General features: G+C 42.2%; 22 protein-coding genes and 1 pseudogene. 17 read left to right on the forward strand and 6 right to left on the reverse strand.

All coding sequences use genetic code 11. The annotated features are described in order from the left end of the window. From APB76_RS00045 to APB76_RS00080, 9 genes and pseudogenes are all read left to right on the forward strand, one after another. Positions 1–669 (forward strand): IS5 family transposase (locus APB76_RS00045; RefSeq protein WP_064429675.1); only part of this gene is annotated, 669 nt, incomplete at its 5' end. 55 nt (positions 670–724) lie between these two features. After that, positions 725–840: pseudogene (locus APB76_RS23545) on the forward strand (IS982 family transposase); the annotation flags it as partial. A gap of 367 nt (positions 841–1,207) precedes the next feature. Beyond that, the gene (locus tag APB76_RS00050) at positions 1,208–2,641 is read left to right on the forward strand and encodes a radical SAM protein (protein WP_054963408.1); all 1,434 of its coding nucleotides are present in this window, start codon (positions 1,208–1,210) and stop codon (positions 2,639–2,641) included. A 1-nt stretch (position 2,642) separates the two neighbouring features. Beyond that, a complete protein-coding gene (locus APB76_RS00055; RefSeq protein WP_167350308.1) occupies positions 2,643–3,842 on the forward strand; it encodes an MFS transporter in 1,200 nt (399 codons plus the stop codon). Continuing rightward, entirely contained in the window at positions 3,839–4,204 is a 366-nt protein-coding gene (gene speD, locus APB76_RS00060; RefSeq protein WP_054963410.1) for an adenosylmethionine decarboxylase, read from the forward strand. The genes APB76_RS00055 and speD overlap by 4 nt, the downstream gene beginning before the upstream one ends. 274 nt (positions 4,205–4,478) lie before the next feature. Continuing rightward, the gene (locus APB76_RS00065) at positions 4,479–5,450 is read left to right on the forward strand and encodes an ATP-grasp domain-containing protein (RefSeq protein ID WP_157633165.1); all 972 of its coding nucleotides are present in this window, start codon (positions 4,479–4,481) and stop codon (positions 5,448–5,450) included. Continuing rightward, on the forward strand, positions 5,447–6,634 hold the full coding sequence (locus tag APB76_RS00070; RefSeq protein ID WP_054963412.1) for an ATP-grasp domain-containing protein: 1,188 nt from the start codon (positions 5,447–5,449) through the stop codon (positions 6,632–6,634). Before APB76_RS00065 ends, APB76_RS00070 begins: the two co-directional genes overlap by 4 nt. Before the next feature lie 41 nt (positions 6,635–6,675). After that, positions 6,676–8,106: a radical SAM protein gene (locus APB76_RS00075; protein ID WP_054963413.1), complete on the forward strand. Its 1,431-nt coding sequence runs from the start codon at positions 6,676–6,678 to the stop codon at positions 8,104–8,106. A gap of 27 nt (positions 8,107–8,133) precedes the next feature. Further along, on the forward strand, positions 8,134–9,420 hold the full coding sequence (locus APB76_RS00080) for an ATP-grasp domain-containing protein (RefSeq protein ID WP_054963414.1): 1,287 nt from the start codon (positions 8,134–8,136) through the stop codon (positions 9,418–9,420). 447 nt (positions 9,421–9,867) lie between these two features. On the opposite strand, the gene rplY is transcribed toward APB76_RS00080, so the two are convergent. Next, entirely contained in the window at positions 9,868–10,146 is a 279-nt protein-coding gene (rplY, locus tag APB76_RS00085; RefSeq protein ID WP_049842964.1) for a 50S ribosomal protein L25, read from the reverse strand. A 344-nt stretch (positions 10,147–10,490) separates the two neighbouring features. Between rplY and APB76_RS00090 the strand changes: the two genes are divergently transcribed. The 8 genes from APB76_RS00090 (at position 10,491) to APB76_RS00125 (ending at position 19,415) form a co-directional block, all read left to right on the forward strand. Further along, complete coding sequence (locus tag APB76_RS00090) at positions 10,491–11,222, forward strand: glycosyltransferase family 2 protein (RefSeq protein ID WP_049842963.1); 732 nt, start codon at positions 10,491–10,493, stop codon at positions 11,220–11,222. Positions 11,223–11,236: 14 nt separating this feature from the next. Beyond that, positions 11,237–12,529, forward strand: coding sequence for an LssY C-terminal domain-containing protein (locus APB76_RS00095; RefSeq protein ID WP_054963415.1), 1,293 nt, complete (start codon positions 11,237–11,239; stop codon positions 12,527–12,529). Between the two features lie 206 nt (positions 12,530–12,735). Then, entirely contained in the window at positions 12,736–13,386 is a 651-nt protein-coding gene (locus APB76_RS00100) for a winged helix-turn-helix domain-containing protein (RefSeq protein ID WP_054963416.1), read from the forward strand. After that, the gene (locus APB76_RS00105) at positions 13,379–13,828 is read left to right on the forward strand and encodes a hypothetical protein (protein WP_049842960.1); all 450 of its coding nucleotides are present in this window, start codon (positions 13,379–13,381) and stop codon (positions 13,826–13,828) included. The genes APB76_RS00100 and APB76_RS00105 overlap by 8 nt, the downstream gene beginning before the upstream one ends. Before the next feature lie 198 nt (positions 13,829–14,026). Then, complete coding sequence (locus APB76_RS00110; RefSeq protein ID WP_054963417.1) at positions 14,027–15,217, forward strand: efflux RND transporter periplasmic adaptor subunit; 1,191 nt, start codon at positions 14,027–14,029, stop codon at positions 15,215–15,217. Continuing rightward, entirely contained in the window at positions 15,204–18,272 is a 3,069-nt protein-coding gene (locus tag APB76_RS00115; RefSeq protein WP_054963418.1) for an efflux RND transporter permease subunit, read from the forward strand. The genes APB76_RS00110 and APB76_RS00115 overlap by 14 nt, the downstream gene beginning before the upstream one ends. Further along, on the forward strand, positions 18,272–18,970 hold the full coding sequence (locus tag APB76_RS00120) for a winged helix-turn-helix domain-containing protein (protein WP_237767867.1): 699 nt from the start codon (positions 18,272–18,274) through the stop codon (positions 18,968–18,970). Before APB76_RS00115 ends, APB76_RS00120 begins: the two co-directional genes overlap by 1 nt. Next, entirely contained in the window at positions 18,963–19,415 is a 453-nt protein-coding gene (locus APB76_RS00125; protein ID WP_054963419.1) for a hypothetical protein, read from the forward strand. Before APB76_RS00120 ends, APB76_RS00125 begins: the two co-directional genes overlap by 8 nt. Positions 19,416–19,477: 62 nt before the next feature. On the opposite strand, the gene APB76_RS00130 is transcribed toward APB76_RS00125, so the two are convergent. The 5 genes from APB76_RS00130 to APB76_RS00150 form a co-directional block, all read right to left on the reverse strand. Then, positions 19,478–20,245, reverse strand: coding sequence for a DUF481 domain-containing protein (locus tag APB76_RS00130; protein WP_054963420.1), 768 nt, complete (start codon positions 20,243–20,245; stop codon positions 19,478–19,480). 158 nt (positions 20,246–20,403) lie between these two features. Continuing rightward, complete coding sequence (locus APB76_RS00135) at positions 20,404–21,744, reverse strand: ATP-binding protein (protein ID WP_054963421.1); 1,341 nt, start codon at positions 21,742–21,744, stop codon at positions 20,404–20,406. Further along, the gene (locus APB76_RS00140; RefSeq protein WP_049842954.1) at positions 21,734–22,393 is read right to left on the reverse strand and encodes a response regulator transcription factor; all 660 of its coding nucleotides are present in this window, start codon (positions 22,391–22,393) and stop codon (positions 21,734–21,736) included. The genes APB76_RS00135 and APB76_RS00140 overlap by 11 nt, the downstream gene beginning before the upstream one ends. A 13-nt stretch (positions 22,394–22,406) precedes the next feature. Further along, positions 22,407–22,805, reverse strand: a complete 399-nt coding sequence (locus tag APB76_RS00145) for a PepSY domain-containing protein (RefSeq protein ID WP_054963422.1) — start codon at positions 22,803–22,805, stop codon at positions 22,407–22,409. 69 nt (positions 22,806–22,874) lie between these two features. Next, positions 22,875–24,614, reverse strand: a complete 1,740-nt coding sequence (locus APB76_RS00150; protein ID WP_054963423.1) for a DEAD/DEAH box helicase — start codon at positions 24,612–24,614, stop codon at positions 22,875–22,877. Positions 24,615–24,664: the final 50 nt, after the last annotated feature.

Genomic DNA, 24,664 nt, shown 5'->3' on the forward strand with positions numbered 1-24,664 from the left:
AAAGGCTTTACTGGAAAACTTACAAAACCGTGGCCAATTTTAGTTGACCACTACAAGGTTTCATTTAACCTCAAAACTCGAGGAGCAATACAACACCTGGCCATTGATTCCACTGGCCTCAAGGTTTATGGCGAAGGTGAGTGGAAAGTCAAGAAGCATGGTACTGACGGGAAGCGCAGAGTCTGGCGTAAACTGCATATCGCAGTAGATACAAGCATGCACGAAATAGTCGCAGCAGAGCTGAGTTTATCTAACATATCCGATGCCGAAGTACTCCCCAACCTACTTAAGCAGACACGTAGTAAAATCATTGAAGTATCAGGTGATGGTGCTTATGACACTAGAAATTGCCATGATGCTATACGAGTCAAGCAAGCTGTTCCGCTCATTCCGCCACGAGAAGGAGCAGCCTTCTGGGAACGAGGACATCCTCGCAACTTGGCGGTAGGTTGTCAGAAGCTCTACGGTTCTAACAAGGAATGGAAAAAGCGGTATGGTTATCATAAGCGCTCGCTATCAGAGACAGCAATGTATCGAGTGAAGCAGTTGTTAGGTGGAAAATTAAGCCTGAGGAACTACAACGCTCAAGTTGGCGAGACTTACGCTATGATCAAAGCGCTGAACAAGCTTACAGGGCTTGGTATGCCTGAAACTCAGTATACTGTTTAAGATCTGTTCAATTTCGGGTCGTTCGGTTTTCTGTCCGAATAGCGCAACAAAGCCCTTATATGGCTTTATGCTGAACTTACTGGGGGGCTCATTGCGTATTGCCTAAAACCAGAAAAGCCATCACTAAACATTACGAACACCGAAAAGTCGGGGCTGATGGCAATGGCTTAAACCGATCTCAGGTTAATTAATTGACGTAGCCGATCAGGTCGTAAGTTCCTGATTTAGTTCCGTCGAATTACGCAACAAAGCCTTAGCCATGCGTTGCGAAATCTAATATTGCAATTTTCATTGCATGTATTTAAATGATAAAAAAGAAAGTAAAATGCATAATTATTTCTATAGAGATATAGTTTTTAATACTTGACATTCATCCTACCAACTCTTTTTCATTAATAAATGCAATCCATATATTTGTAATGCAACTTTTACGTGTTTTATTTTTATAATTCAAACTGTTGACTTAATTGTAAGTTCAATGTAAAAAATAAACCACTTTCAAATAATGGTTATTTAAAAATACTAAATAGGGACAGGGATGAATATAAAGGAACACGATTTTTTCTTCTTCGATAAAGCAATGCCAATTCATACGTGGTACTCACCTTTTGAAGGAGAGGATGTATCTGAGGACTATAATTATGACATGCGAAAAGCATTCAATAGTGTAAGTGTTGACAATATAAAGCATAGAGGCCTGTATTTTCACATTCCATTCTGCGAAGACAACATATGCTCTTTCTGTACGTTAAATAGGAAAATAAATTGTTCGGATAGTGAAATTGATAGATATGTAAATGCGTTAATTAAAGAGATAAAAGTTAAGTCAAAAATTGAAAGTGTCGGAAAAATTCAGGTTGAATCAATATTTTTTGGTGGGGGTACACCATCTGTTTTAAGTGTTGATCAAATAAAGAAAATTGGCCTTTGTATTCGAGATTCATTTAACTTGTCAAATTTAAAAGAATGGTCCTTTGAGAATAATGCAAAATCAGTTACAGAAGAGAAACTTCAGGCATTGAAAGAGATTGGTGTTACTCATGTAAGGATCGGTGGACAATCATTAAATCCAAAGTATCGAGATCTTTTTGATTTAACTGCAACAAAAGAACAGTTATTTACAGCAATTAGAAAAATGAATAAGCATTTCGATAATGTTAGTGTTGATATGATCTACGGAATGAATGGTCAAACTCTTGATGAGCTAGCTAAAGACATTTTTGCGGTAACTAGTTTGGGTGTTAAGTTGATTGACTTTTATCCTCTAACATCAGTCACTTCTAATCGAAAGTTACTAAATAACTATAAAGCTTTAGGACTTAAGCCTAAGTCAGAACAAGAGTTAGTATTATTGAATGTTTTCGTCCGTTCAGTAATGGAGCTCCAAGGGTATATTCCTCATAATGGCCATGGCTATGTAAGAAAAGATGTTGGAATCGAGTTGAACGGCAATCCCACCACCAGTGACTATACATTTTACTATCACAAAGCCGTCATGGGTACAGAGAATGGTGACATTATTGGCTTCGGAGCGAGTGCATGTTCTTTTACTAATAATTATTTGATAGAAAACGAAGGTAGTATAAGCGCATACGTTCGAGGTATTGAGAATGACCAATACACGGCCACTATATCTACTCTTGAACCTAGTGTAATAAAAAGTAAAGCGGTGTGTGCACATCTTCCATATTTTGGTTATCTAGAAAAAGACTTGATGGACTTAGATAGTGTATCAGATGAAACCAAGGCTGCATTCGAGAACTGTCTTAAACATGGCTTAATTATTGAGCAAGATGATATTTATTTATTATCAAAAAAGGCTTGGTATTGGCACAGTCACTTGATGTTTTATTTAAGTCCCGAGAGTGATAAAAAAGCTCTTTTATCAATGGTAGAGTCAAAGTATTCTAATAAAAGAGTATCGGATTTAATGGGTAAATTAGAAGTTGTAGATGTATTTGAGGCAGTATAGCATGAATTTATTTAAAGCTTCAAAAAACACATTATATATTCTAACTTGCAACCTAATTACTTGCATCGCCATATACATGACATTACCTTTTCTAGTTCTTTACCTAAATAAAGGTGGCACTTTAAGTGCTACTGAGATTGGGTTAATTGTTGGTGCTATTCCAATTACATCATCATTGCTAGGTTTTTTGGGTGGTATATTTGCAGACAGGTTTGGTGCGATTCTAAGTGTTATATTGGGATTAGCCGTCGCTTCTCTAGCTTACCCCCTCTACACGTTTGTGGAAAATATGGTATTACTCGTACTTATTTCCATAACCATAGGTATAGCGAGAGCCCTTATTGACCCAGCCATGAAGACTCTTCTGAGCTTTAACTCTGATGAGATAGGTCTAGATGCTGCTTTTCGATACAGGTATATAGGTATTTGCATTGGGGTTATTGTTGGCCCAGCAATAGGAGTAATGGTAGCGAAAGCCAATATGGCGTTAGTGTTCTATTGTACATCCACTTCATTACTATTGACTCTGTGCTTACTGTCGTTTCATCGATTATTTGGTGTCGTTACCAAAGTTGATTCGACTCAAGAAGATCACGCTGAAGAAAAACAAGCAAACCGAAAAGCAGGTAAATCTCTTTCTGTATTGATACTTGCAGGAACACTGATCTTTTTAGTTTTTTCTCTTTTCGAAATGATACTGCCACTTGCTATATCGAAAGAGATTGATAGCGCGACAGCGCTGGAGGTGTTCCCTGCATTACTTATATTTAATGCAATCTTTGCGATTGTCCTCCAATTCCCTGCCAATAAGATTTCATCGTTCCTTTCTCAAGAAAGATTGGCAGTTATCGGATGTGTGCTGTTTAGCGTCTCATTCGCAATATTCAGTGTAGGTTCAAACTCTGTCACCATTTTGTTTGTCGCTACAGCCTTCTTTACTGCTGGTGAGGTTTTGTGTTTACCAGCAAGTGAGATATTGATTAGCAGGGTATCACCCGAAGGGAACAAGGCCTCTTATTTTGGTATAGCTGAAATTAGGCAGCTGGGCTTTTTTTTCGGTCCTGTGTTAGGTGGATTAGTGATCGATCACCTCAATGTTTCTGATTTATTCGTTTACTCAAGTCTGATGAGCATCGTTACTGGAATAATTTATATGACTTGCATTAAAGAGACTAAAAAACAATTAAAGGTACCAGTATGACGTTCAACGTAAATGATTCAGTCCATGACTTTAAAGGCAAGCATGCTTTTGGTGAGCTGTATGGTATTGAAAGCTCAAAACTAAATGACACGAGTTATCTAGAGAACTTGTTAATTGAAGGCATTAAATCATCTGGGGCCACACTGTGCAGTATTCAGTCGAAAAAGTTCGAACCTTCTGGTGTCACTTTACTGGCTTTGCTATCTGAATCCCACGCATCAATACATACTTATCCAGAGAAAGGTTCGATGTTTGTCGATGCTTTCACCTGTGGTTCCTGCAATCCTGAAGAAGTGATCAAAACTTTGGAAAAAGGGCTATCCGCGAGTCATACCAATATTAGTTCTATAACTAGAGGGTAGTGATGTGGTAGATAAAGCGATCCTGCTCATATACCCAATCCGAGGCGGAGAAAAATACATATTTTCTGCTTTGAATAAGGGCTATTACGTGTTTTGCCTTCATAGTAAAAAATTCGGTGATTCATATATATCATCAGAGGCAAAAGAAATACTGAAGTCAACCCCGAACTGCGAAGCCCTATACATTGACGACAAAGCTGAGGTTTTAGATCATATAAAATCTTCCAAAAAACAAGTCATTGCTGTTATTCCTTGTACAGAGCCAAGTATACACTTGGCAGATCAACTTTCGAAGGAATTAGGTCTACTGGGCAATGACCCGTTAACCAGTGACCTTAGGCGCAACAAGCTTACAATGAGAGAGGCATTAATCGATGCTGGTTTGCTCTCAATGTCTGTTAAAAAGTGCCATTCGCTAGTTGATGCATTACAGTTTCAGAGTGGAAAACAAAAAATAGTTTTGAAAACTCCTGAAGGAGCTGGACAAGAGCAGGTTTATATCTGCGGCTCAGAAAGCGAGATTAAGTTCGCCTTTGATTCTATCGTATCCAACTTAAATTTGTTTGGTAAGCCTACAAGCTATGCTTTGGCTGAGGACTATTTAGAGGGCGATGAAATTGCAGTTAACGTTATTGTTTCCGAGCATACCTTTAAAATCATCGATATTTGGGAATATACCAAGGGTAATAACGGTGTTTGTAATAACATCCTCTACAATATGAAAACCGTGGTTTTTGATGAAACACTAACTCGTGATATTGAAGCCTACTGCAAGACAGTGTGCTCGGTACTTGGTCACAAGGTCGGTATAGCTCACCTGGAACTAAAACTAAATAATGGCCGTTGTCAGTTAATTGAACTTGGCGCTAGGCTACCAGGCACTAAGATTCCACATTTATGGGAACGTTATTCTGAGCGCTGTATTGTTAGTGATATCGTGGACGTTTATCTAGGTAGCGACATTTCCCCAGAGTACGAGTTTACCTCGAACTTGGCTATTGTTTACCACCCAGATCTCAAAGATGCAGTTGTAATTGAATCAATCGACGGTATCGAAAACCTGATTGATACGCCTTCATACGTTGAACATGAGCAGAGCCTACAAGTTGGTGATCTTGTTCGCCCAATATCGACGTTAAACAGCTCTGCATTTGTAACTTCATTGGCGAATAAATCGTTGCATCAGCTATGTGAAGATATCTGCTTAGTTCATAACTCAGTACAAATTAATCCAGGACAATTATGAAGTATTTAGTTTTAACGAGAAACCCAAGTACAGTAACGGCCTATAAAGAGTGGCTTGATGATGTTAAACAAGACACAATCGTTTTAGCCTCAACATCTCATCAAGGCCAATATGATGATTTTGGATTGAGCTTTTACTTTGATGACTATGACAATAATGATGAGGTTGAAAAGGTAGCCATTGATTTAGGTAGAAAGTACCCAATTGAAGCAGTTGGTATTATTTCTGAAATCGATATCGTTAGAGCTTCTAAAATCAGGAACGTATTGGGGCTATCCGGTCAGAATATAGAAAGCGCAATTGCTTTTCGACAAAAAAACATCATGAAAGATATAGCTTCTGCTAATGATATAGCCTGTGCAGCATACAGCATAGTTAAGTCTAAGCGAGACATTGCTAATTTTCTTGAATCTAATAGTTTCCCAGTAGTATTTAAACCTTCCAGCGGCCTAGGTTCTGTAGACACATTTGTTGTGGCATCTCAATCAGAGCTTGATCAAAAGCTTGATGCACTTAACTTTGATGACTGCTTGGTCGAGCAATTCATCGAAGGGGACATGCTACATATTGATGGGATTGTTCGGAATGGGAGCATTGCAGTGATATCAATATCTAAGTATCTAGGGAGTTGCTTAGATTTTCAAGTCTCTCAACCACTCTGCAGCATACAACTGTCTAATGAATCTCAGTTGTATAAAGAAGCGTTAGATTTCACGAACAAAATCGTTGATGCCTTCCCTTTTCCTGAAAGCTCAGGGTTTCATTTGGAAGTTTTTAACACTGAAAAAGGTCTTGTTTTCTGTGAGATTGCAAGCCGTATTGGTGGAGCTGGTGTCAACGAAACCATTGTAATGTCACACAATGTGAACCTCGCACATTGGTGGCTGAGGCTGCAATTGGGCCTAGATTATAGCAATAATGTAGTGAAATCAGAGCAGCTTTATGGTTGGGGGCTGATTCCCCCTCAAAAAGGTGAAATTACTTCTCTAGAAGTGCAAGATTTTGATGAAGGCGTGACCTGTAGAATACATACAGAAGTTGGAAAGCAATACCAAGGAGCTCAATCTTCTGTGGATAGTATTGCTTCGTTTATTGCCTCAGCTTCGAATGAACGTTTATTGGCATCAAAACTAAAAAGCACATGCAAAAAACTACATGAAGGTGTGGCTTACAAGGGTATGTAGAGCTGTAAACGTTAATTTTGTAATAATTCGAGTATTAAAAAATGCACTTAAAAGACCACAACTTTCTCATTTTTGACAAAGCAATGCCTATTCATGCTTGGTATCAACCTGTTGATGGCGAAGAGGTTACTGATAAATATAATGGAGACACCATTGCACCTTTCAGTGAGCTAACTATTTCTGATATAGAAAATCGCGCGATATATCTCCACATACCTTTTTGTACCGACAATATTTGTGCGTTTTGCACTATCAATAGGAAAATAAATTGCTCATCATCGACAATTGATAAATATGTAAGTGCGATAATTAAGGAAATTGAAATTAAATCCAAAATAGATTCAATAAGAAACGTGCCTGTTGAATCAATCTGGATAGGAGGGGGCACTCCTTCAGTCTTATCTCCTGATCAAATTAGACGGATCGGCCATGCTTTGAGGACAAACCTTGACTTATCTGAGTTAAAGGAGTGGTCTTTTGAAAATAACGCTAAGTCCGTTACTGAGGAGAAACTGATCGCATTAAAAGAAATCGGGGTTACGCATATCCACATTGGAGGGCAAACACTAAGCCCTAAATATCGCAAGCTATTTGACCTTACGGCAACCAAACAGCAGTTACTTGACGCAATATCTCTGATGAATCGTCACTTCGATAATGTCAGCGTCGACATGATATTTGGTATGAATGGCCAGTCGCTTGAAGAGCTAGCGAAGGATGTTCTTGAGGTGACATCACTGGGTGTTCGTCTAATTGATTTCTATCCGCTCACCTCCGTAACATCGAATAGAAAACTATTAGATAATTATGCGAAAGAAAAATTGGAGGCAAAGTCGGAACAAGAGCTGACTCTTTTCGGCGTGTATGTAAGACAGTTAATGGAGTTACAAGGTTATGTACCATGCACTGGCCACGGGTATGTGAGATGTGATGATACTATAACAGTCGACTCAGAGAACGGAATGACCAGAGACTACTTGTGCTATTACCATAAAGCAGGACTTGGAACACACAAGGGGGACATCATTGGTTTTGGTGCTGGAGCATTTAGCCTGACTACTAATTTTTTGGTGCAAAATGCAGTCAGTATTAACGAATACATTAACAACTTAGAGAAGGATTGTGTAAATGGAGAGGTCTGCCTAGTTGATGACAAAGTGATGCAAAGTAAACCTATCTCAGCTCAACTGCCTTACTTTGGTTATGTTTCCAAAAGTGATATCAATTTAAAGTTGGTCGCTCCAGAAGTATTAGAGTCTCTAGCTCGGTGCGTAGAAAAAGGGGTATTACTCGAAGACGAGTATGAGTATAAACTGGCAAGAAAGTCATGGTATTGGAATAGCCATCTAATGTTCTTCTTGAGCCCGACAAGCTCACAAAAATCATTACTCGATTTCGTGGAAAGCAAGACGGTAAAAAATAGCATGAAGAAGCAGCTTGGGGATGTCTTAATAACTCCAGAATTTAGCTAGATACCGATGCATTCAAGGAATACTGTAGTGTTGAGTTTAGTTGTACTCGTTCATAGAGGAAGGTCTTCATTTGATCAGATAGACAAGGAATGTAAGAAACTAGGAGTAAACATACTTCTAGTTTCTTCTTCTACTGGTAATGAAGCCCTAGATAAAGAGTTACTGGAACGTGCCCACGAAGCGTATTTTTCGACCAACCATACACTCACTTATGCAGAAGTGAGTGACTGTTTGAAGGCGTTTAGTTCAGCTGGGTATAAGTTGATTGGTTGTATTTCCGTGTGGGAAGGTTACCGAGAAATTATGGCTGAAATAAACGGCATGTTGAAAGCCAATGATATATCAGTCGATGTGGTTCGTTTGCTTAGAGATAAGTATAGATTGAGGAAAAAGCTTCAAAAGCTTGGTGTGTCAAACGTATATTGTGATGTTTTGAGCGAAGGTATATTGGAGAAAGCAAAACTTTCAGTATCAGAGTACTATATAAAACCCCGTTTTGGCATAGCTTCATATGGAGCTTTTAAAGTCACTCAAGACATAACATGGGGCAGCATCAGCTGTTTAAAAAGTGAGATTTCTTTAGACAAAGCACATAATCATTGCTTTGGGAACTTAGACTTCATTATCGAAGACTATTTAGACGGCACGGAATATAGCTTTGAAGTGTTTGTTGATAAAAAAAACACTTGCACCATTGCGATTCATGAGAAAGTCGAAATGAGAAGTGCAATGCATACAACGTTGGAGTCTGCTCTTATTTCGCCACCTATTTCGCTGCCTATCACTGAGCAATTGAAAGCTACTGGCTGGATAGAGTCTGTGTTTGATGCGATTGGAATTGAAACAGGTTGCTTTCATGTGGAAGCCAAGAAAACTAATCGAGGCTGGGAACTAATTGAAATCAACCCTCGAATTGGTGGAAGCTACATACCCGATAGTGTTTATTTAACATCAAAAATATCCTTACTTTCATGTTGGATTCGGAGTTTGAACACTGAACTTTGTGAAGGCGTTTTACTTCAAGCCCGTAGAAGCGAAATTGAACAGGACAACAGCAATAAAAAGACAAGTGCCTTTTTTCGGATTTATTACGGTAAACCTGGGAAGAAAATAACTGATGTAAATTTCGTTCCTAAAATAGAACCAATAGCACAAGAATTTTTTTTCACTGAAGGGGATGTTTATCCCACAAAGAGCTGTGAGGTGTTCTTAGGTCACTGCCTATGGTCATTAAATTCAAGTGAAACAAGAAGATCTGCTATAGAAGAACTGACTAATAATTCAGAATCGTACTTGGATGTCACTTACGATTAGAGCAGTAGTACTGGAAACTTATAAAACTGTGGCCAATTTTAGTTGACCACTACACTGTGTGGGATTTACTCGGAAGCTTGTGAGAGGCTCTTTGAGGCACTTTCAGATACGTTCTAGAGTTAAAGAACAAAGTAGGGGAGGTAGGGCAGTGATTTGAGTCGTGGTGAAAATGGGTCTAAGATAGTTGAGAGAGAAACTACGGTATAAGTCCACTATTCGTCCACACTTAATCCACCCAAAATTGATGTGGTTATAGTGGGTTCAGGTAAAGTGGCTAAGTTTCAGTAAGTTGAAGAGAATTGAGAGCGTTTTTGAAGGCTCAAAAACGGTGAAACCCCGATGTTGGTAGCATCGGGGTTTCGAATTTTTAGACTTCTCGGATGGTAAGGCCGATTATCTTATATGCAAAAGGCTGGATTTAATCCGAATTAATTCCTTGGTAGGGAATTAGATGCGGATGAAGTCCATGTGCTCAACTTTTGGCTTGTAAGCGTGACGTTGAACGTCTTGTGGCTTAACTTTAACTTCAGCGCCGTCGATCACTAGAACTAGACCTTCGTAGAACTCAGGCTTGTCCATTTGGTTCATAACTTCATCGTGGTTAAGAACGATAGATACTGCTGCTTCTTCACCGCCGTATACAACTGCAGGGAATTTACCAGCGTGACGTAGGCGGCGGCTCGCACCTTTACCTAGTTCAGTACGTACTACTGCTTCAAATTTCATAGTATTACTCTCAAAAATATAAGATTTTCATGATCACACTAACAATGCGACCTTGTTAGTGTTCTAAACGCTGAAGAGAAATTGGTAGTAACTCTTCAAGCGAGCGCGGATACTATCACTCTATCGGTTTCCTAGCAACTCAAAATCATCTGGATCAACGATTTTAAGGGCAATTAGAATCAATCGGTTAAGATTGATTCAACCCATTCAAAATAGAAGCCGAAAATACGCTCAAATCGTATGAACCGAATCTGAATAGAAACCTCACCGCTGGTTAAGTCTCGCTCCGTTATTCTGCATCTCAAGTTAACAAAAAACGCTACTTATTGAGAGAGGAACATACTATGAAACCAGTCAGTATTGTCGTGATTACACTAAATGAAGAGAAGCGCATCGGTCGATTGATGGAGGATCTAAGCAAGCAGACTCATAAAGAGTTTGAGGTGATTCTCGTTGATTCAAACAGTGAAGATGCAACACGTGAAGTCGCAGCGGCTTACGAAGCATCATTACCAGAACTCACCATTCATAAAATGGAAAAAAGAGGCGTCAGCTTAGGCCGTAATACCGGAGCGCAGCTTGCTAAACATGAGCGCTTGTTGTTCTTAGATGCTGATGTTCAATTGTCGCCAAACTTTCTTGCTAATGCGCTTAGCCAGCTAGAAGAAAAACAGCTAGAAGTGGCGGGTGTTTACATGGGTGCGAAAGACTTACCTCTAGCACACAAGCTTGGCTATGGGTTGTTTAACTTAGGCTTATTTATCACACAGTTTGTTTTTCCTACCGCAGTTGGGGCGTGTATTTTCTCGACAAAGCGCGTACATGAACAGCTAAATGGTTTTGATGAGCAAATCGTACTTTGTGAAGATTGTGACTACGTAAAACGTGCCAGCAAAACATGGCGATTCCGCTTCTTGCCGCTGACCTTTGGGTTTGACCCAAGACGACTCGATGAAGAAGGCGTGTTCAAAATGGGAGCGACTTACCTTAAAGCGAATGCTCGACGTCTTTTCTTTGGAGAAATGCGCAACAACGAGATGGAATACAAATTCGGCCATTATAAAGAGCAGCAATAAACGAGTAATTGAGTATGTTTGAAGGATTCAGCTTATTCGTCGGGGCTTTACTAGATGCGTTAATTGGCCCCAATTTGTTTGTCCCGGGCGAGCCGTTCTTGCTCGCCGCGGGATACCAACTGCAACAAGGGATTGTAACTGGCGTTATCGCGGTATTGTTGGGAGGCTTTATCGGTGATCAAGTCAGCTACTTTATCGGCAGAAAGATGGGTATCCCCGCTCAGAAAAAACTAATTCGCTGGCAGCCCAAAACACGTCGCCCTATTGCTAGGTGTCGCCATCTGATGGCCAAAAAGGGTAACTATGTACTGGCGTTCGCTAGACTGCTTGGACCCGTTGCCTGGGTTGTCCCTTTTGTTGCGGGCTCTCAAAAAATTACTTGGGTTCGATTTAGTTTATACTCGACCATTGGGCTACTTCTCGGTGTCGGTCAATTTGTCGCTTGGGGTTATCTATTTGGATACGGAATAGATAAATTCCCTTTACTCAACGAGATCAAAATATTTATTGTTGAGCATAAGGCCACCTTAGTTGCTTTCGGGGTAAGTATTGGCTTCTACCTTATCGGCAGGAAACTCGGTTGGCGTTTGATGTTTACCAAATTCACCGCTTTTTTGGTTGCAGCCATTCTTTATGCTAATTACGCCCATTTCTTTTTTTATTCGGATGACTTTGCATCGAAAGTAAATGTGGCTGAACAAACAACAAGTAAACCACGGCTGACAATTGACGATCTTTTTTTAAAAGCCTATCCAGGTAAGTCAGCGGTGTTTGATGCCCAAGCTATCAACGTCGCGTATGTTGGCAACAATCCTCGTAATCTTATGGCAGAGTTAGGTTGGATTGAAAATAAAACCTTCTCGAGAAATGATTTAGAGTTAACAGACTATGTTCATCTACTGAAATCTAACACGCCACCAGTTTCAGATTTGTTTTGGAATGGGGTGCCACAAGAAATGGCATTTCAGTTGCCGGGTAATCTTTTAAAGCGCAGTCACATTCGTTGGTGGCAAGCAGGCCTTGATTCAAGTACAAATGAAAATCTGTGGGTAGGGGCGCTTAGTTATGATGATGGTTTGCAACTCACGCCATATTCAGGGATTGTCACCATACTTCATAGTATTGACCCAAATGTAGATCTTGAAAGAGATAAGCTTGCGGAACAAGTGTTGAGCACGACGACGAATATATCGATAGATCTTGCGGCATATCATCCGCCAACGACTCTAGATAACGAGCATGACTACTATACCGATGGTCGAGTGTTGGTAATTAAGAGCGAAACTACCTCTCGATCAGAAATATAAAACTTGCCTACAAGTAAAATGCTGCCTAGAGATGAGTAAGAGTTTGCTTTAGAGGTCAACGTTTTTCTCGAATGCGACGAGTCTATTCAGACACAAACTAGGTATTTAAATTGAACAACTCAGAGCCCAGCATTACGCTGGGCTCTTCCATTTTATGATTTTTAAGATATGGTTAAGGGAATAATATAAAAATCAGATTATTATCTATGTTGCTGATAAACAATAAATACATTCTCAACGCTATAACGGGGACGCTAGAAGAGCGAGACAGTGGTATCAAAGTCGCGCTGGGCAGTAACGAAGTCGCTTTGCTGCAGTTTATGATTGAACACCCCAACAAGCCGCTATCAAAAGCTCAGCTTCTTGATGAGGTTTGGTACAAAAAAGGGGTTGTGGTTGAAGAAAGCAGCCTATTACACACAGTATCGACATGCCGTAAAGCACTCGAAGACCGCAGCGGAGAGATTATTACCACCGTTCGGGGTGTTGGCTACCAGTTTAATGGACATGTTGAAAGCTACCAACCGAAAGAGATAGAGTCTCCAATCATTAAGCGCGAGTCGAGCGCTGATGAGCCAAAACAGCTCAAACGTAACAATACCGTCTATTTAATCGCATTTACACTGAGTGCTGCCATTGGATTTATGGCCTATACGTTGTTTAGTTCGCCTTGGGTAGAGGCTGATTATCAGGAAAGTAGATATGTGGGTTGTGTTATTCCTCAACCGGGGAAAGATGAGCCAATGGTTATGAATAATGTCCGAGCCTTTACTTCTGAAAATCAAACCATATTGGTTGATCAAGATGGTCGCTCGATCAGCTTTATTCCATCTGATGTGGAGGTGGATTGTGAATAGAAAAGTTCTAGCTGGCAGTATTGCTTCGGGTTTGATCATTGGTGCCTTAGCAGGGGGCGTCAATTCACCGACTATCACCCAAGCGTTTCAAAGTGAGACCAGTTTGTTGGTTAAATCGGAAGACAATATCCATCTTATTAAGATGAAGTCAGCGATTAGTCTTAAACGTTCAGGTCAATATGAAATGTTTTTTTTGACAGAGGGGGATGTCGGCTTTAACTCGGCGGGAGAATATCATTTTACCCGTTACGGGCTTTCTCTGATGCCAACCACATCCGAGCAAGTCTTACCTTCTTCGCAACAAGTCTCGCTGCTGGAAACGATGTTTTCGCAGCGTGGCATGCATTCATTAGAAGAGCTTAAAGTAATTCCATACTCGCAAGAACGGATGATTCTAGTCGCTCCAAGATACTCATATTTGTTTTCAAAGCGCGCAGAATAAAGTCATTAATCAGTTTTAAATCGCCGCGGCAATTTCAGGTTGTCGCGGCTTTTTTGTATGCAAATCCTTTTAAAACAATGACTTGATTTTTATTAAGCTTCGTTAAGGATTAATCATTATCTGGCTGACAAAACGCTAACTTTGTCAGGAAAATCTTAGGTATAACAAGCGACAACTTCCATCAATCAGAGTCGCACTATGAAAAATACTAAGACTTTATCCCTGTCTATTTTCTGTATTGGAACCATTGTTATTGGTTCAACTGCTTTTGCAGAAACTATGGAAAGTGTCCCTGTTACTGTCGAGATCGCGAAACAACAGGTAACGACTTCTACTATCGAAGAAGTTGGTAAACTAAAAGCGACAGACTCCGCTGCATTAACATTTAGTGCAGGCGAAAAACTAAAGCAACTTAATTTCAATGACGGCGATGTTGTTAAAAAAGGCGAGCTCATTGCTCAACTTGATGACTCGCAAGCGAAAGCTGAGTTAGACAAAGCAGAAAGCTCTTTGGCACTTGCGGAGTCAAAACTGGCGCGTGTAATAGCGCTATTAAAGAAACAACCTGATTCTATGTCTGCTCAAGATGTCGAAGAGTTAAAGCAGCAAGCGAGTTTGGCCAAAGCTGATTTCAGACAAAAGAAAACAGAACTACAAAACTACCAGCTTGTTGCCCCTTTTGATGGTCAGTTGACTAACTTTACGCACTCAGTGGGTAGCCGAGTGGAGGCTGCAACTGCTTTAGTTAGCCTCATCAAACTCGATCCGGTTGAAGTGCATTACTCAATTTCTCAAGCAGAGGTAGGCACAGCGCAACTTGGTCAACAAGTTGCGGTAAAAGTGGATGCTTATGGTGAAACTGAGTTTACCGGCACAGTTGATTACATTGCTCCATTGGTTGACGAAAACTCAGGCCGAGTCGAGGTACATGCACACTTAGACAACAGTGATAACAAACTGGTACCTGGAATGTTCGCCAAGGTATCGCAAAATCTTGGTGATTCGTCAGATGATGTGGTGGTTTCTCAAACTGCAGTTGACACGTCAGGTGATCAGCGATTTGTTTGGGTAGTTGAAAACAATAGGGCAACCAAGCGTTCGGTAGAGCTTGGGCAGAATACCAATGATGGTTACGTTGTGATTGTTTCTGGACTAAACATCGGAGAGCATGTCGTGGTTACAGGTCGTCAAAACTTACATCAAGACGTCAAAGTGGCTATTCAACGAACCAAGTCTCCCGTTACTTTACCCACTAGAGCCTTACCAGCTCAGCCTCAGCAAAAAGAACAGCAAGCAAAACCAGTCGCTGAAGCTCCTAACAAAGAAGCAACTCAAATCGTCGAGCCTAAAACGGACGAGTCGCCGGAGGTAACGAATGAAGCTGCCTGAAATATGCATCAAGCACCCTGTCCTCGCTTCGGTGCTGAGTATCGCGATTGTGTTACTTGGAATCGTTTCTTATCAGAAACTGGCTATTCAGTATTTTCCTGAGCGCCAAACAGCCTCTGCAACGGTGAACGCTTCAATCACTGGTGCGAGCGCTGAGTTTATGTCGCAAAACGTAGCGGAAGAACTCATTACCGGCGTAACTGGGCTAGACAAAATTAAAACGATGACAACCGACTGTCAGGAGGGGAGTTGTTCACTAAAAATTCAATTTGAAGACGGCATTAGTGAGGTTGAATATGCGAGTTTGATGAACAACCTGCGTAGCAAGGTGGATGGTATCTCTGACTTCCCACCTGCGATGACAGATAAACCAACAGTAACAGATGACTCATCTGATACTTCAATGCCCAGTAACATCATTACGTTTGTCAACAATGGCTCGATGGACAAACAGGAGATGTTTGATTTCATCAATCAGCAAATCTCGCCACAGTTGAAGAATGTTCTAGGTGTTGGTGGAGTGTGGGGGCCATATGGTGGGTCGAGTCGTGCAATTCGTGTGTGGTTACAGCCTGAGCGCATGGCGGCACTGAATGTCAGTGCATCTGATGTGGTTGGAACGCTGAGCACTTACAACGCAACCTTTACCGCAGGTACAATTAAAGGCGAAGTGCGTGACTTTTCGATTAACCCGGTAAATCAAGTTACTACCATAGAAGATGTGCGCGATCTTGTATTGCGCGTCGACAATGGGAAAATCATTCGAGTTAGCGACATTGCTGACATCCAAATGGGTGAAGAAAGCCTTGAGCCAAGTATGCTTAACGTCGATGGCGATATGGCGATGTCTCTGCAGGTGCTGCCGCTTAAAACAGAAAACCCAGTGACGGTTGCTAACCGTGTCAAAGCGGCAATGGAAACGATGCAGGTACCGGAAGGTATCGAGATGAAGATGGTCTACAATCAGGCTGACTTTATCGAAGAAGCGATCGATCAAGGTTTTATGACGTTAGTTGAGGCCATAGTGTTGGTTTCTGCAATTGTCGTGTTGTTCCTTGGCTCGCTGCGCGTTGCTGCGATACCTTTGATTACTATTCCGGTATGTGTGATTGGTGTGTTTGCGGTCATGGCAATGCTTGGCTTTAGCATTAATGTATTGACCATTCTCGCTATCATCCTGGCGATCGGGTTGGTTGTGGATGATGCGATCGTCGTTGTTGAAAACTGTTACCGTCATATTGAAGAGGGCTCATCTCCGTTTCAAGCAGCACTAAAGAGCTGTAAAGAGATCGTTTTTCCAGTTATCGCAATGACGTTAACGCTCGCGGTCGTTTATCTTCCAATTGGTTTAATGTCTGGCTTAACCGCAGACCTGTTCAGGCAATTTGCCTATACGCTTGCTGCATCTGTGATTATCTCAGGATTTGTCGCGCTGACTCTATCTCCGATGATGAGCGCGTACATGCTAAAGTCAGTGACAACGTCACCCAAGTGGTTCCAGTGGGTTGAAACTAAGTTAGATGCGATGACTGAAAAGTACATGCTGTATCTTAATGCTTGGTTCAAACGTCCGCGTATGGTGCTGGGTGGTACGGCAGCTCTAATTGTTTTGTCAGGTGTTGCTGTATGGTTTATGCCAAAGGTTCTTCTACCAACGGAAGATACAGGTTTTATTGAGGTCACGTCACATGGTCCAGCGGGCGCAGGCCGTCTCTATGATCTGGAAAATGCTGAGCAGATAAACAACGTGTTCAAAGGTAGTGATGCTATTGAAGCAAACCTAGCTTACATCGAGTCTGCGCCAACTAACCACGTTCTACTTAAATCCTGGGAGGAGCGTGACAAAAGTGCTGATGAGATTATTGAAGAGATGATGGCTAAAGCGGGCGAAACGGTTTCAGCCTATTCGACTTCATTCTCTGTGCGCTCAGCGGATAACCTAGATGTAGCAAGCAATCTAGTTCTTGAATTGACCACGGTAAACCGCGATCTAGATGCGCTGTCTGATACCGCAGAGAAGGTGGTGGAGCTGCTGGAAAGCTATGAAGGTCTTTCGAATATTGACAACTCGACACATCGAGATCAGTTACGTTTTGACCTCTCCATTGATCGTAATGCGATTGTGCTGTCTGGGGTTAACTACGGAAATGTCACGAGTGCTATTTCTACATTCCTTGGCTCAGTTAAAGCGGCAGATCTGCAAGCAGAAGATGGCTTTACTTACCCAATTCAAGTACAGGTAAACCGTCAGGCGTTAGGTGATTTCAAGGTTCTAGATAGGCTGTACGTAAGCTCCGAGTCGGGTCAAAGACTGCCACTATCTCAGTTTGTTTCGATTGAGCCAGTGACTGCAGAGTCTAACATCAAGACCTATGGTGGTAAGGATGCGGCAGAAATCACCGCTGATCTAATGCCAGGATTCAGTGCAAGCGATCTTCAGGCGTTCGTCGATGCTGAATTACCAAAACTGCTGAAAGTGGGCCAAGACTATGAATATAACGGTGTGGTTAAAGAGCTCAATGAATCTGAAGCGGGGATGCAGCTCCTATTTGGTTTGGCGCTGGTGTTCATCTTCTTGATTCTGGCCGCTCAGTTTGAAAGCTTTGTCGATCCGCTGATTATCTTAATTACAGTACCTCTTTGTTTAGTGGGTGCAGTACTGACTTTGAGTGTGTTTGGCCATAGCTTGAATCTGTATTCAAAGATTGGATTGCTGACCTTGGTAGGCTTAGTCACTAAGCACGGTATTCTGATAGTGGAGTTTGCCAACATTAAGCGTAAAGAAGGCTACAGTTCGATGACGGCAGCTCTGATGAGTTCTAAATCTCGTTTGCGCCCGATTCTAATGACTTCGCTAACGATGATTATTGGTTCATTGCCACTGGCATTGGCGGATGGTCCTGGCTCATTGGGTCGCACCAACATCGGTTTAGTGTTAGTCGGCGGCTTAACGGTTGGTACTTTCTTTTCATTGTTCATTGTACCAATGGCGTATGTTGCGTTTGCCAGAGTGACTGAAAAGTCGAAACGTTTTGAGTTAGCAACAGAGGGGTAATGACGATGCTGTTAATCAACGGAACTCACATACTTGACGATACTGGTGGATATATTCAAAGCCTTAAGAGCCAGATACGTCACCCAATTGGCATCAATGAGATTTCATTGCTGACCTACATGTTTTCTCATAAGGGAAAAGTATTGAGCAAGCATGAGCTTATGGAAGAGGTGTGGCATAAACGTGGTATCGTGGTAGAGAGCAGCAGTTTACTGCACTCCATATCCAGTTGCCGTCGAGGCTTAGAAGATCGCTCTGGTGAAATAATCCGCACCGAGCGCGGTGTTGGCTACGAGTTTATCGGCACGGTGAAAAAGATATCGTGTATTTCTGAAGTCGCGACGGTAAAGCACGATTCTCCTGAACCTGAACAGAAGAAATCACCGCAGTCTAGTCAGCAGGGAAAGTTTTCTGCACCAAAATTAGGTTCGTCATTCTGTTATAAAACCGCATTTATTTTTGCTGCTGCGATTGTGATTGGTTTCTTGGGTGCGACGTTAGTTGAAAAGTTACTGACCTCTAGTCAGTACGTGACCAAGAGCTATAGCCAATGCTGGTATGAACCAACAAACAATGGCGAAAGAATCTATTACCAGAATCCAACAGTGTATAAGTTTGACGAATTGAGTTTAATGCTTGATGAGCAAGGTCGCTCTGTTAGCTTTAGTAACCAAAGTGGGGCAGTGAATTGTGAATAAAGAAATGATCTTGGGTGCAGCGGTGCTTGGTTTAGGGGTTGGAGTTGGTATTGCCTTTAATACGGGTGATCAGCCTAACAGGCACTTTACTAGTAGTACGGTGGCCCACATTCATATTGAAGAGCCATCCACTGTCTTCTCTACGTCTTTACCAATGAGGCTTGAACTGACATTGAATGAAAACAACACCTATGGCGTGTTTGCTATGTTACCTCAAAGCCAAGTTGGTTTTTCAGGTAAAGGGCAATACAGCATGGATTCAGACGGAATCTTGTTCATGCATGATATGCACACCCCACTTGACCTAGAAGGTGCAAAAGGAGGCGTGATTGAGCAACTGTTCGTTAGGCCAGGTTCGTTTGATGGTTTAATGAATCTTATCGATATTGGTGATAAAGGCTCAATATTAGTCGGCAAGAAAGTGGCTCTACATTTGGAATCATAAATATAGACAAGAGAGAGCAGCGCCCCTAGTGGCGCTGTTTTTGTAGAGAGCTTAAGTCTGCGTTAAAACTCATAGCTTAAACTCATCGTACTGTAAATTTCATCGGGTGATTGGTCTTCTGCAACAGTTGTGTTGTAGATGTACTCAACATCGAATACTAGAGACAGGTTCGCCATCAAGGTGTTCTTAATGTATGCCTTAGTGTTGTAATGGGTGTTCTCTTCACCGTGTGCCACATCAAGGGTTGCGCCCATAGACAGCCTTTCCGAGAAAACAATCGCGCTATCGAGAGTAGATGACGCAATCACTTCGTAATTCATTTGATCAGGATATTCGGAATCGAACGGTTGCCTCTGCGTAATTCGGTAACCCGGACCAAGAGAGATGGATGTTTTGACTACGTCACTATTTACCAAATATACACCGAGGCCAGTCATTAAAACCCACTGTTTTCGGTAGGTGCCGTACAGGTCATTTTCGAATCTTGCAGCCCCGCGGACAAAAGTTTTTTCCGCAAAATCGTAGGTTGAGCCCGTATTAACGGTATAACGATTGGCACCATCATCGGCATTGTCTGCATCGGTATAGTAGCTTTCAAACGATGCTTTATGTAGCCAAGACTCTTGCTGGTAGTTCAGGTACAAAGCTGAGTTTACAGATAGAGATGAACTGGTGTTCTCGGTGTAGATAAAACCAAGTTTGGTCTGCGCTGTGAAGGGTGACTCTTCAACTTGAGCTTTTTCTGGTTCTTCAGCTAAAGAGGGTGAAGACAAGAGCAACAAGCTTAAAATCGACGATAACTGCGCTAGGGTAAAAGGGGGATTCTTCATTTGCTAACAAAGCTGGCATAGTGTTTTATTCGTCAGACAATTATCAGTGTCGATATACTTAGTCAGTAATGAATCACTCTAAATCATTCTCAACAACCAAAAAGCGACGCTGATTGCGTCGCTTTAGTTGTCTACTGTACCAAGAATAGTCAGATAGGTTAGTTTGAGGTATTAAACGCAAGGACGGCTTTTAGTCCACCCATAGAACTTCTCGACAGGGCAAGTTTGCCACGATAGCTATGTGCCATTTCATTCACGATATTCAGGCCAAGACCTGTTCCAGGTGTAGTTTCGTCTAACCTGACACCACGTTTAAGAGCTTGCTGAATATCTTCATCTTCAATGCCAGGGCCGTCGTCTTCGATAATAATTTCAATTGTGCCGGGCTCATTTTCTACAGAGTGAACACGAATTATATTGCAAGACCACTTATAGGCATTTTCAAGCAGGTTACCAACCATTTCGTCTAGATCGGTTGGGTCTACGGCAACCTCAATGGCTGAGTCGAGCTCATTAATCAAAGAGACGCCTCTCTGCGCGTAAACCTTATCAAACGCCATCGAGATCGCATCAACTCTTTCAGCAGGGTTAGCTCGAACAGAAAGAATGTTCTTAGAGCCTGCCATTCGCGCACGACCCAAATGGTAATCGATTTGGCTTTGTATTTGGTGAACTGGTGGCAATAGGTAGTCTCGTGCCTCTTTGTCGAGCGAGCCAATTTCGTTTCTTAACACTGACAATGGCGTTTTGAGAGCGTGAGAAAGGTTGCCTGCATGATGGCGAGCACGCTCGAGTAATTCTTGGTAGTGAAATACCAGAGCATTGAGATCGGAGACGACTGGAGCCACCTCTTTTGGATAATCTTCATCAAGGCTAGTTTTATCACCTGAGCGAAGCTGAGTCAGTTCTTTTTGCATCTTGTTTAGTGGGCTAAGTGACCACTGAACTTGCAACATGATCACTGCCAGAACGCCAAAGTAGAGTAGAGCGAGAATAATCCATAGTTGGCGCATCAAATCCCGAACGGTGTCTTCAATCGGCTGCTCGTCGATGCCGATCAGAACTTCAATAGGCCCATCATAATCTGGGTAATACAACGTGGTTTTTATGTAGATGAGCTTCTCACCACGGGCACCAAAGTATTCTTTGCCCTTCTTCTTGGCTTCGATTTTTTGGTCCCATAACGAACGTGAGCGAAGTAAATCTGTATCGGTTTTCGCTGACCAGTATATGCCACTGTATGGACGATTAAAGCGAGGATCGGAAAGGTTGGATGCCAGAGTGATGTTGCCAGATTCATCGGCTTCTATCGCAGCGGAAATTTCATCCATATAGATGGATAGCTGAGACTTGGCGTCGTCAGCCATATAGTTGAAGACTTGATTTGGGACACTAACGCCAACGGCAACTACCATGGCAGTTAACCAGACCACAGCCGCCAGAACTAAGCGGCTTTTTAAACTCAGTCTTCTAAGCAATGAACGCTTGTTATTCGGCATTAAGCTGGTACCCCAAGCCTCTCACTGTTTTAATGACTTTCGGAGCAATTTTCTTGCGGATTCGACCAATGAACACTTCAATAGTGTTGGAATCACGGTCAAAGTCTTGTTTGTAGATATGCTCCACCAGTTCTGTTCGTGAAATGACCTTTTCAGGGTTATGCATAAAGTAAGCGACGACCTTGTATTCAAGTGCTGTAAGACTAATGGCTTGACCTTGCCACATCACTTTCGAAGTACGGGTATCAAGACTTAAGTTACCGACTTGCATCACTGGCGAGGCATTACCCGAAGCGCGTCTAAGTTGAGCACGGATGCGGGCAATCAACTCCACCATTTCAAATGGTTTGGTCAAATAGTCATCAGCGCCTGCGTTTAAGCCTTCTACACGCTGAGTTAACGTGTCACGAGCGCTAAGGATTACGACTGGCGTGTTAATGTTCTCATCTCGAATTCCTTTGAGTACCGTCAGACCATCGAGTTTGGGTAAACCAAGGTCGAGCACAATAGCATCCCACTCTTCTGAAGTGGCTCGGTATAGAGCATCGATACCGTCTTGAGATAGTTCAGGAACCCAGTCCACTTGTTCTAACGTTTCGATAATTTGTTCACCAAGACGCGGTTCATCTTCCACTACAAGAATTTTCATAAGCTTTAATCTTCTATTTTTTTAGTGCTTCTTTAATGTTTCTGCCTTTGATTTGCAGCATTTCAAGGGTTTCGGCGTTGTATTCAACCTTAATGATATTGTTATTGTGGTTTAATTTGAGTTCATAGATCCAGATATCATCGTCTTCTTCGAGTTCGACATGAATGATTCGGCCATTTAGATCACGCTCGACAGCAGCAAACATTTCAGAGAATGGGCGAACGTAGCCTTTCTGTACTGCGTCGTAGACTTCATCTTGGTCTTCTTCAAACTCAATTCGCGCGCCGGGTTTGTGCATGTCTTGCACCAGAGCATGCCCATCTTCGTCATGGTGTTTTTCCGCTAAAGTGGGAAATGAAACAAAGACGCACGCCAATAGGGCTGTCAAACTGACTAACGGACGCTTCAACATATTCTTACCTTCTTGAAATTTCTGCAACTGAGTATACCTGTTGAAAGATGAACACCAAGTGAATAGCGTTCAGTTCGATAGTTCGTCAGCAAAAATCTTATCGCGCATTTTCCAAAAACGGCCAGATTTCCTTGCAACCACAAACTGAGGTGGACGAAACCTGTGCTGGTTGTTCACCACTTTAGTCGGCGAGGCATCGTCAAATGGCCTATGTTTGTCTGCAAGGTGTGGGCGAACAAACTGATCTTTGAAGCGTTGCTTTTGGTTTTTGGTGGTCAATGACCAGAATTCACTCACCTGAGCCTGATTATCTCCAATGTAAGAGACCTTTAAGCTACTTTTTCCTTTGTCATCTTTGTGAACGCTTAAAGCCATTTCTAGGCACTCAAAGACAAGGGCATCTTTAAGGTTCAACGCCTCCTTAAGCTTCTTGTCTGGGTCAACTAGAGTGGCATCACATTCATGGCAGATTCTAGCGGCGATATCGTTGTCTGCTCCGCATTCGCCACAATACTTGGCTCTGAATCGGTAGTCGCAGTGTTCACGTTCGCCACTCTCCTCATCTTCAAAGAAGCCCTGACATTTGCGACCAAAGTGTTCAATAAGAAAGCCGTTACTGTCTAACTTGCCCCAGAAGTTGTTGTTAAAGCCGCACGCTGGGCAGGGGATGGTGATGATTTCGCTGTCAGAGTCGGGTTTAGCATCGCCCACTTCTGGTTGATAGAGATCGTAACTATTGCCTGCATAATCCAGAACTAAACATTCCTCTTTTCCCGGAGACAGGCGTAGTCCTCGTCCAACAATTTGCTGGTAAAGGCTAATCGATTCAGTCGGGCGCAAAATAGCAATCAGGTCAACGTGTGGGGCGTCAAAGCCCGTAGTCAGTACTGACACGTTGACGAGGTATTTAATTTTGCGCTCTTTAAAGTCTTGGATGATGGCATCGCGTTCGGGTGTTGGCGTATCACCGATGACGATAGCGGTTTGGCCCTCGGGTAGCAGGCCAAAAATTTCTTGCGCATGGCGGACTGTCGCAGCGAAAATCATAATACCTTGCTTATCGGCAGACATATGAATGATTTGCTCGACGATCTGAGGTGTCGCACGTTTCGCCCTATCAATCACCATATCCATTTCAGACTCTTTATAGCGGCCAGTACTGGCGGGTTTGAGTTGAGAAAAGTCATAACTCAATACTGGCGCATCCATCATACGTGCTGGAGTGAGAAACTTTTCATCGAGTAAGTAGCGAATGGGTAGCTCGAATATGCAGTCGCGGAAGAAGCGAGGCTCCTCGCTGCGAACTAATCCTCGTGTATGGTATTGGTAAATCCAACCCATGCCTAAACGGTAGGGAGTGGCAGTCAGCCCGAGAACTTTGATCCCGGCGTTTTGTTCACGAAGATGGTTAATGACTTTTTGATAGCTGGTGTTCTTATCGTCGGGCACGCGGTGACATTCATCGATAACTAAAAGTGAAAACTGGTTTTTAAACTGATCGAGATTACGCACGACGGATTGCACAGAGGCGAAAACGACTTGTTGATCGGTCTCTTTACGACCCAATCCGGCAGAAAAAATTGAGCCTTTCAGTCCGTATCCTTCGTATTTTTGGTGGTTCTGTTCTACCAACTCTTTCACGTGTGCCAACACCAAGACACGTCCTTTAGCCAGACGAGCAAGCTCTGCAATGACCAAGCTCTTGCCTGCTCCTGTAGGTAGTACAAGTACTGCAGGTGTCGAGTGTTTACGAAAGTAGTGAATGACCGCTTTGACGGAATCAGTCTGATAGGGACGAAGTGTATACATAAAATGTGTGAAATAGCTCAACTATTTAGTCTAGTCGCACTATAATACCC

The organism is Vibrio bivalvicida (assembly GCF_001399455.2).
Taxonomy (GTDB): Bacteria; Pseudomonadota; Gammaproteobacteria; order Enterobacterales; family Vibrionaceae; genus Vibrio; species Vibrio bivalvicida.